Origin of the sequence: Polynucleobacter sp. JS-JIR-II-b4, from assembly GCF_018687815.1 — a bacterium.
Classification (GTDB): Bacteria; Pseudomonadota; Gammaproteobacteria; order Burkholderiales; family Burkholderiaceae; genus Polynucleobacter.
This window is the reverse complement of record NZ_CP061306.1, coordinates 336,708-345,492: the sequence shown is the minus strand read 5'-3', so window position 1 is coordinate 345,492 and position 8,785 is coordinate 336,708. Positions and strand designations below refer to the sequence as shown.

The 8,785-nt window shown below is 42.5% G+C and carries 8 protein-coding genes; 1 reads left to right on the top strand and 7 read right to left on the bottom strand.

Annotated elements, in window-relative coordinates; genetic code table 11:
• Positions 1-47: 47 nt before the first annotated feature.
• Genes ICV90_RS01840 through ICV90_RS01825 form a run of 4 tightly spaced genes read right to left on the bottom strand, consistent with a single transcriptional unit; the run spans position 48 to position 4,924 of the window.
• On the bottom strand, positions 48-716 hold the full coding sequence (locus ICV90_RS01840; protein WP_215359215.1) for a Crp/Fnr family transcriptional regulator: 669 nt from the start codon (positions 714-716) through the stop codon (positions 48-50).
• Positions 717-721: 5 nt separating this feature from the next.
• Positions 722-2,071, bottom strand: a complete 1,350-nt coding sequence (locus ICV90_RS01835; RefSeq protein ID WP_215359213.1) for a TolC family outer membrane protein — start codon at positions 2,069-2,071, stop codon at positions 722-724.
• A complete protein-coding gene (locus ICV90_RS01830; RefSeq protein WP_215359211.1) occupies positions 2,068-3,162 on the bottom strand; it encodes an HlyD family efflux transporter periplasmic adaptor subunit in 1,095 nt (364 codons plus the stop codon). The genes ICV90_RS01835 and ICV90_RS01830 overlap by 4 nt, the downstream gene beginning before the upstream one ends.
• 13 nt (positions 3,163-3,175) lie before the next feature.
• Positions 3,176-4,924 carry a type I secretion system permease/ATPase gene (locus ICV90_RS01825; RefSeq protein ID WP_215359209.1) on the bottom strand — a complete coding sequence of 583 codons (1,749 nt, stop codon included), beginning with the start codon at positions 4,922-4,924 and terminating at the stop codon, positions 3,176-3,178.
• Between the two features lie 89 nt (positions 4,925-5,013).
• On the opposite strand from ICV90_RS01825, the gene ICV90_RS01820 reads away from it, so the two are divergent.
• Entirely contained in the window at positions 5,014-5,301 is a 288-nt protein-coding gene (locus ICV90_RS01820; RefSeq protein ID WP_215359207.1) for a hypothetical protein, read from the top strand.
• A 98-nt stretch (positions 5,302-5,399) separates the two neighbouring features.
• Here the strand turns inward: ICV90_RS01820 and ICV90_RS01815 are convergent, their stop codons facing one another.
• The 3 genes from ICV90_RS01815 to ICV90_RS01805 form a co-directional block, all read right to left on the bottom strand.
• Positions 5,400-6,548: a glycosyltransferase family 4 protein gene (locus tag ICV90_RS01815; protein ID WP_215359205.1), complete on the bottom strand. Its 1,149-nt coding sequence runs from the start codon at positions 6,546-6,548 to the stop codon at positions 5,400-5,402.
• A 200-nt stretch (positions 6,549-6,748) separates the two neighbouring features.
• Positions 6,749-7,471 (bottom strand): sugar transferase, encoded by a 723-nt coding sequence (locus tag ICV90_RS01810; protein ID WP_215359203.1) that lies wholly within the window; start codon positions 7,469-7,471, stop codon positions 6,749-6,751.
• 60 nt (positions 7,472-7,531) lie between these two features.
• A complete protein-coding gene (locus ICV90_RS01805; RefSeq protein WP_215359201.1) occupies positions 7,532-8,770 on the bottom strand; it encodes a glycosyltransferase WbuB in 1,239 nt (412 codons plus the stop codon).
• Positions 8,771-8,785: the final 15 nt, after the last annotated feature.

Here is an 8,785-nt window from a genome sequence, read left to right as displayed (position 1 = left end):
TTAGTGATGATTTTTACAGGGAAAAAGCGGAAAGTATGTGACGGATATCACATGAAAAAATTAAAAACCTGGGCCCTTTTAACCAAAATTTTACCGTTTTCTTTGGCCAAGACGCCATCAACGAACCACTTGTTGATGGCTCTAGATACCGTTTCCCGAGAGGTGTTGGATAAGTCAGCAAGCATTTGCTGGGTTGGCAAATCCTCCAAGAACATCACTTTATTATGGATTTTGATGTATTTGGATAAAATCCCCAAAATTCGGGCATCTGCCTTGTCCATCAGGAGCAATAGCCGCTCCTTATGCATCTTGTGCATTGTTTCTATCAGAATTTGACAATATTTAGTCATTGCCGCAGGGGAGCGCAATAGGGTCTTTTCAACTTCCGCCGCATTTAAGAGCCAAATATGGGACTCTGAAAGCGCCTGCAGGGTATCTAATCGTGATTTTTTTGCAAATAAGTACATCAGACCAATCAGCTGACCAGCCGGGATATTCGCTACAGAGCTAACCCTTCTCTCATTCCCAAGCTCTATCGATCTTAGTGCGCCCGAACCAACATAGATTAAGTGCTCAAAGCGAGTATTTGCCTTGTAAATGATCCCCCCTTTAGGTACTTTGATGATTTGGGAGTTGCTTACTAGACCACTCAAATGATGGGTATCTACCAGATTAAACAAGGGAAGACTATGCAATACAGAAACTTTGGGATCCATGAGCCTTAGTCTTTCTGAAAATTTAAGGCAGTTCTCTCTAAATCCTCTAAGGTCAAGTTACCAGCCTGCTGCTTTAACTTAAGGTAGGCCAGCACAAAGTTATACTTAGCTTGCGCTAGGTCGCGCTGAGCCGTGGCCAAGGTTTTTTCTGCCACCAAAATATCCAAATTAATACGCACTCCGCCACGCACACTACTTCTCATAGCGCGAGTCAACTCAGTTGCTGACTCCACTGCACGCTGCAGTGCAGCAATTCTTCGCTGTCCAGATGAAACAGCATCGTATTGCTTACGAACCTCGGTAATAATCCGTTCTTTGGCAATATCTAAGTCAGCCTTGCTTTTTTCGTAATTAGCGGCTGCCTGCGCTGCCCTGCCTTGAGTCTCTCCACCACTGAAAATCGGCAAAGAAAGCTGTAAACCAGCAGAAGTGGTATTACTGTTTTGATATATAGAGCTCACAAAATTCGACTTTTGTACGTTCCATCCAGCAATAAAGTTAACCGTGGGAGAATGCGCTGAATTATTTTTTAAATACTCTTGGCGAGCGCTCTCAATCTGAAACTGACCCATCATAATTTCAGGGTTACTGGCAAGAGCCATATCTTTCCAAAAATCAAATGCCGTAGGATCTAAGGCGGTCGGCTTAAATCCGGTTTGCAATTTCTTAACAGTCTGCACAGAAGAAATAGGTTGCCCAATAATGGCCTCTAATTTGCGCTTGGTATTTTCTACATCACTTTCCGCTTCAATCACTTGCGCATCAGCCAACTCATAGGCTGACAAGGATTCCAACTTATCTGTAATCGTCCCCTCGCCCAACTCGAACGTACGGGTATTGACCTTAATTTGTTCTTGATAGGCAGCTTTTTGCTTCTGTATAAAGCGCAGTTGGTCTTGGGCGTACAGCAGATCCGTATATGCCTGCGCAACGCGCACTAAGAGGTCTTGCGTTTGATAGAGAAACTTAGCTTGACTTTGATTTGCCTGGGCCATGCCTTGACGATATTGAGCAATAGCCTGCAAATTAAAGAGAGGTAGTGTTACATTAACGCCGCCGTTGGTGCTAGGGTACGCTTCAGAGAAGGTTGTGTATGGCCCATTGGTATATGCAGGGCCATTGACCTTACTATCATTGGCTTGTTGGGTATAAGTACCTGAAACTTTAGGCATCAAGGCGGATCGACCGATCATCCGATTAGCCTGCCCCGCCTCATTTTCTTTAATAGCGGACCTAAAGGTAGGGTCGTTACTTAAGGCGGCATCATATGCAGTCAATAAATCGAGCGCAGATGCGGGCATCGCTAAGCTAGCGATACACAAGAAAAGAATGCAATGTCTTTTAAGCACGATCATTCCTCGATCAAAGACCCTTTGGCACGATCGAAAATAGGGCGCAATAAATAATTCATCAAGCTTCGCTCACCAGTCACCACAAAGACTTCAACTGGCATACCGGCACGTACGGTATTTTCTTTTAATAGCTTCATACCAGCTTCAGTAACTTGAGCCTGCATTTTGTAATAGGGCTCGCCAGTACGCTCATCAGTCGTGCGATCCGAGGAGATCATCATGACACGCCCTGGAATTCGGGGGGTAACGCGTTGATTGAGAGCAGAAAAAATCATTTGGACTGGTAAATCAATATGCACCTTATCAATTAATACAACAGGCACACGTGCTTCAACAATCAAGGGGCGATCGTCAGGGACTACCTCCATCAATTTCGCCCCCGCTTGGACAACCTGTCCTTTAGTAAAGACCGTCAGATTAATAACTTGCCCATCCACAGGGGCTTTAATAGTGGCGTTATCTAAATCAAACTGAAAAGCAGGTAATTTTTTTTCCAACTCTGCCAATAAATTGCGTTGACGCATCAGATTGCCTTCATTCTCGGCCAATTGACCCATCACCTGTTGCTTTGTCCGCTCTACCTCTAGATATCGACTACGCGGAATATACCCCTCATTGCTTAAGGTCCTCAGATCAGCACTTTGTGCTTTAAGGTAATTAAGCTGCTCTTTTTGACTAGAGATTGATAGCTCTAACCCCCGAATTTGTCCTTGCACGCCTTGCATTTGGTCGCGTGTTCCGTCTGCCTGAGCAACGGCTTGCAAGTCATTCATCCTGATGATTACTTGCCCCGCTTTGACATGGTCGCCGTCCTTAACCAAAATCTCGTCAATCACTCCATTAGCAATCGGCTGAACAACCTTGCGCTGTCCGTCGGTTATCACTACACCCGAAGCTGAAACGCCTTTGTCTAAGGGGGCGAAAGTAGCCCACAATAGAAAACCGCCAAAGCCAATCAGCAAAATGAGCCATCCCAAACGGGCATAGTGCTCCTCATCTTTTGCATCAGGAGATGGCGCATCTTCTGCAGGCTTTGTATCTAGATGCAACACTCGAAGAGTGGAGTGAAACAAATTCAAAAGGAAAGTTTTCATGATGCCTACAGTCTTATTGAGCGGCAGGGCTAGGGCCCTGAGCTAGCGGAGGTTTATTTTGTGCCTTAGCCATCGCTTCTAAAACTTGCTCAGTTGGTCCAAAGGCAATTGCCGCTCCATTTTGAAGTACCAACAATTTATCTGTTACTCGAATAATGGATGGTCTGTGGCTAATAATAATGACCGTTCTTTGGCGCTTCTTGAGCTCCAGAATCGATTGTGCAAGCGCTAATTCGCCAGCCTCATCTAAGTTGGAATTAGGCTCATCTAGGACGATAAAGACTGGATCTCCATACAATGCACGGGCCAAGCCGATGCGCTGCTTTTGTCCACCGGATAATCCAGCACCACCATCGCCCACACGAGTTTCATAGCCCTCAGGCATTTGGAGGATTAATTCATGCACACCAGCAAGCTTGGCAGCTGCAACAACCTTAAATGAATCTACCTCACCAAAACGCGCAATATTTTCAGCAATAGTGCCCGCAAAGAGTTCAATATCTTGCGGTAGGTATCCCATAAATGGGCCTAATTCATCCTTGCTCCATTGGAAAACATCAGCTCCGTCTATGCGAACGCTTCCCATAGCCACTGGCCAGACTCCAACGAGTAAGCGGGCCAAGGTTGACTTGCCAGAGCCACTCGCCCCAATCATGCCCATGATTTCACCGGCACGAAGTTCAAAATTGATATTACGAACAACGGTTCTATTAGACCCAGGCGGCGCAGCAGCCACTTGCTCCACCCTCAGACTACCCTCTGGATCCGGCAAGCTCATGCCTGCTTTTCTGGGCGGGTGTCTTTTCAGAAGGTCTTCAAGTCTTTTATAAGCACTGACTACGCCCTGCCACTGCTTCCAAACTCCAATGATTTGCTCCACTGGACTTAAGGTTCTCCCCAGAAGAATGGAAGCTGCAATCATGACGCCACCAGATAACTCTCCCTTAATCACCAAAAGAGCGGCAACACCCAAAATCAAGGACTGCACACTGGTTCTGACAAACTTTGTGATGGCCGTAATGACAGCTGCCTTACGACTGGCTTCTGCCTGGAGATGCAAAAAACGATTGTGGAGCGAGAACCAGCGTTCGCGAATCTGAGGAAGCATTCCCATGGCTTCAATCACTTCAGCATTTCGCAAGTTGTTGGTTGCCATGCTGGTAGATTGAATCGATACGGCGCTTGCTTCATTGAGCGCTGCTGAAGAAACCCACTGGTTTAACCAAGCTAGAGCTACCAAAATAACGATTGAAACTAAAGCGAATAGGCCAACCCAAGGGTTAAAGATAAAAATAACTAATAAATAGAGAGGGAACCAAGGGGCATCAAAGAAAGCAAACATGCCGCTACCAGTCACAAATTGACGAATAGTAGTGAGGTCATTCAGGGCCTGGCCAGCATTGACACCAGCTCCACGCAAGTTTTGCTCAAAAGCAGCGGTGTAGATACGTTGATTCAAAAAAGCATCAATTTTGGCGCCGATACGAATCACAATCATGCTTCTGACATGCTCAAGAGCAGAAATCAAGCCATATAGGCCCAAGGCAATAAAGCTGAGCATGAATAGGGTGAAATCGTTTCTGCTGGCTAGTACTCGGTCATAAACCTGCATCATGTAGATGGAGGGAACAAGCATGAGCAAATTGATGATTGCTGTGAAAATACCAATACTTCTAAAGGCTTTTTTAAACTGAAGTAAGGCTTCAGTGATTTCATTTTTAGGGATGTTGTTCCGCAAAACCCCCAGCGCAGATGCTTTCATTTCATATCTTTATGGCAAAATCAAGAGTTGCATATTAGCATAAATGTGATTAATATCACTTTTATTGTTTTGAACATGGAACTTAAAAAATGCGTTTTACTCTGGGCGCCACCGCCATCTCTTGTCTTATCCTTCTCACTAGCGGTTGTAGCACCCCAGTCACACCAACCTATACCTCCCATGGAAAAGAAGGCTATCAATTAGTGTGTGGAGGCTTTTTGGAGACGGGTGATCTGAGTAACTGCTACCAGAAGGCCGGGGAGATCTGTACAACAAGGGGTTACACGGTAACCCAGACCAATATCAGCTCAATTATTGTGGAATGCAAGTCGCCTGATGAGGTTAATCTCGAAACCCGTTCGATCCCAAATAAGTAATTAATTTGTAAAGGCATCCAAGAGCACTTCACTACTTTAGTAAATGAGAATGGGGAAGGAGTTGTCCTTGCAACAACTCATTAATAACATCATCAAATCTATTTTTTTAGTATTTCATTGGTGAGATATTCAAATTTTTTAATAGCAACATCCCAATTTAAAACATCCTCGTAATGATTTAAAGTGCTTAGAGATAATGCTTCGTATTCTGGGGAATTACTAAATTTATCAAAGATATACTGACAGTAATCGTCAATACTGGCAGAAGGATCAAATGCATAGCCATTTACACCACTCTTAACAACAGAAGCAATTCCCCCCGAAAGCCTTGTAATGGAAGGCAAACCCCAAGAGCTAGCCTCTGCAAAAACAAGTCCATAGCATTCGGCCATGGATGGAACGAGCAGAAAATGAGAACAAAGAAATAACTCATCTAGGATCTGATTATCCTGCTGAATATTTTTGTTTAAAAATCCATGTTTTATTAAAAATGATGGATTGTGGTCAATAAGTGGAGTGCATCCAACTATATGTAACTCTGTTACTAAACCCATTCTATTTAGATTATCTGCGATTTTAAGAGCTAAATCTCCACCTTTTCTAATCCAATCTACGCCGATAAAAAGAAGTTTACACACACCCTTTCTTTTATTAAATATATTGTCTTTTATTAATTCAATATCTCTATTTTGATTAATATTTGCTCCAAATTGAATCACTTTAACTTTATTTGACTGTGTACCATATCCATCTAATGCCGATTGGGCAGCCCATGCCGATGAAAAAATCGCAAGTGAAACATTTTCTAATGCAGAGGACTCTAATTTATTACCTGAATTTCTTGTTTCAGAACATAAATTAGTGAATTCTGGATAATACTGCTGCACTCCATAAAATGTTGCATCGCACCATGTAACTATCGGCTGATCCAGGGCATTCAGATTAGAGACTGGAAGAGTGCTTGTAGATAAAATGAGATCGCAATCTATATCTTTTAGCTTTTTTCTAATTTGCTGAGAGTAAGAGTTTATTTGCAGCACATCACGATCTCTTAAATATTTTTTGCCTAGTAAATATTTGTAGATAACTGATTTTAAGCCTGTGAATAAATTGTATTTTTTTTGAAGAGGTCCCAGAAAAATAAGATCGTGACCTCTTCTTATGAGCGCTTGAGATAAGAAAAAAGGAATTCCAGACCAAGCGAGAATATTCTTTGGATCTTCTAATGTTAAAAAGGCAATTTTCATTTTACGTATTATTTTCGATTCGGAATATTCGTAAACTCGAGATCGTTTGATCCTCAATTTGATTGGCGTCACTAAATAGTGAGCTCAATTTTATAAATTTATTTCTAGATTAATGTGGATTCTATTTAATAATAGCATTAATGACGTTATAAAAAATATTTTCTAATTATCTATACCGTCATAGTATAGTGATGGAAAGCTTAGTGACCTCCGCCTTTAGAAATAACTAACATACCTCGCCAAATTATCCATAAATCGAGGCACAATAAACTAAAAGAAGATCGCTTTAAATACTGGTCCACATACTCATATTCATAAATAGGATTACCGAGCTCGGAAGTACCTTTATTAATATGACCCAAACCTAACAAGCCACCCTTGAGAAGTTTTCTAGTCACATTGCCCTGAGCCAAGTCGCGGTCATAGTGAATTACCGCTAATGGTCTAGGGCCTACAAGACTCATATCCCCCTTGAGAACACTGTAAAACTGAGGCAATTCATCCAAATAAAACGCCTTTACAAACCGACCGATATGGGTTCGGCTTTCATTTGACCACTCTGCAGAATACGCCCTCCAGTCCCCATGAGACGCTCCCGCAGGGTCAATGTATTTCATCTTAATAAGCCGAATTTTATATTTTGGCACTATTTGCCCAGCACTTACTGCGTTGTAATAGAAAAACATAGGGCCGGAATTCTCTGGAATGAGCCAGCCCTCAATCAAAAAAGCAAATTTTAATAATAGAAATACAGGTATTGAAAGTGCTAAAAAAATTAGGGCGATTAACTTATCAAAAAATATTTTGCAAAAACGTCCAGGTAAGGGACCTCCTAATTCGAAGATATGTTTAAATTTCGCTCGAATCTCGTCAGTTGGGGGTTGATAAGGGAATGCCTCACTAGGCTCCTTAGATTTATCCATAAATACTCTTTAAATAATTAATTAAAATCTGATGCATAAGAAGATACTTAAAAACATAGACTACAAGCCCATCAACTCCGATTCAAAACGAGAAAGGATTTCATTAATATCAAAGTGTTTGATTGCATAATCCCGGGCTGAGGATCCAAGATGTTGTCTTTTTTCAGGATTATCAGCAAGCTCAATAATAGCTGATGCCAAGTCTTCCGAGTTATTGGGCGCAACTAAAATGCCACCCCCACTTTTTGCCACCGTTTTATAAATACCCGTTCCATACTCTGCTGTTGCTACTACCGGTCGACCACTTGCAAATATCCCAGTTAGCTTGGAGGGCATTACCAAATCCGCAGCACCGGCCAACTGTGGTAGCAAGTGGATATCAGCAACATTCAATAGCTCATTGAGACAATTAAAAGGCTGCAAGGGAATCCAGTGAATATTTTTTAATTCGAGCGCCATTTTGCGAAGGCGGGGAAATGCCGCACCATCTCCGCACATAACAAAAAAAATACTTTTCTCATCATGCAGTTTCCGGGCTGCGTCTATCACAGTTTCCAGGCCTTGCTTCTCTCCCATATTGCCTGAATATAGAGCAATGATTGCTTCATCAGGAATTCCCCATTCTGAGCGATAACTTATCACACGATTGGAAGAGTGTTTTGATTCGTGAATACTAATAGGCTTAATAAATGCAGTATCAACCCAATTAGGGAAGAAATAAGTTTTGTGAGTCGCTACCCTCTTAGATTGCAGCAACAACAACATATTATCTGAGATTGTAGAAACTCTATCAAAGCACTTCATCACCAATCGTTCGCAAACTAGGGCGATGCGCTTAAGCGTATGCGATTTCACCAAACCTAAATCAAAAGCACCATCTACCTCAAAGTCTTGTATATGTAACCAAGTCTTTGCCCCTGAAAGCAGGGCCACTATCAATCCCCCTGGAGTGCATATTAAGGCTGGCTCAACGACCCAAACCACATCAGGACGCCAAAAAATCTGTCGCAGCATAATAGGTATGCTGGTAAGTGCAAAACTTGCAAGATTTAAAACCCTCTTTAAGCCACTTGGGTTAGGTGGCACATAAAGTGGGCAACGCCATACTTGAACACCACCCAAAATTTCTCTTCTATACCAATTTTTACCATTCACTTTCCACTGGGGATAATACGGCATGGCTGTTACCACCCGAACATCATGGCCTCGAGTAACAAGCCAGCGCGCCATCTCACCAGTGTATTTTCCGACTCCCGTTAATTCTGGCTCGTAGTTAATCCCGTATAGCAATATCTTCATATAGGTTTTTGGATG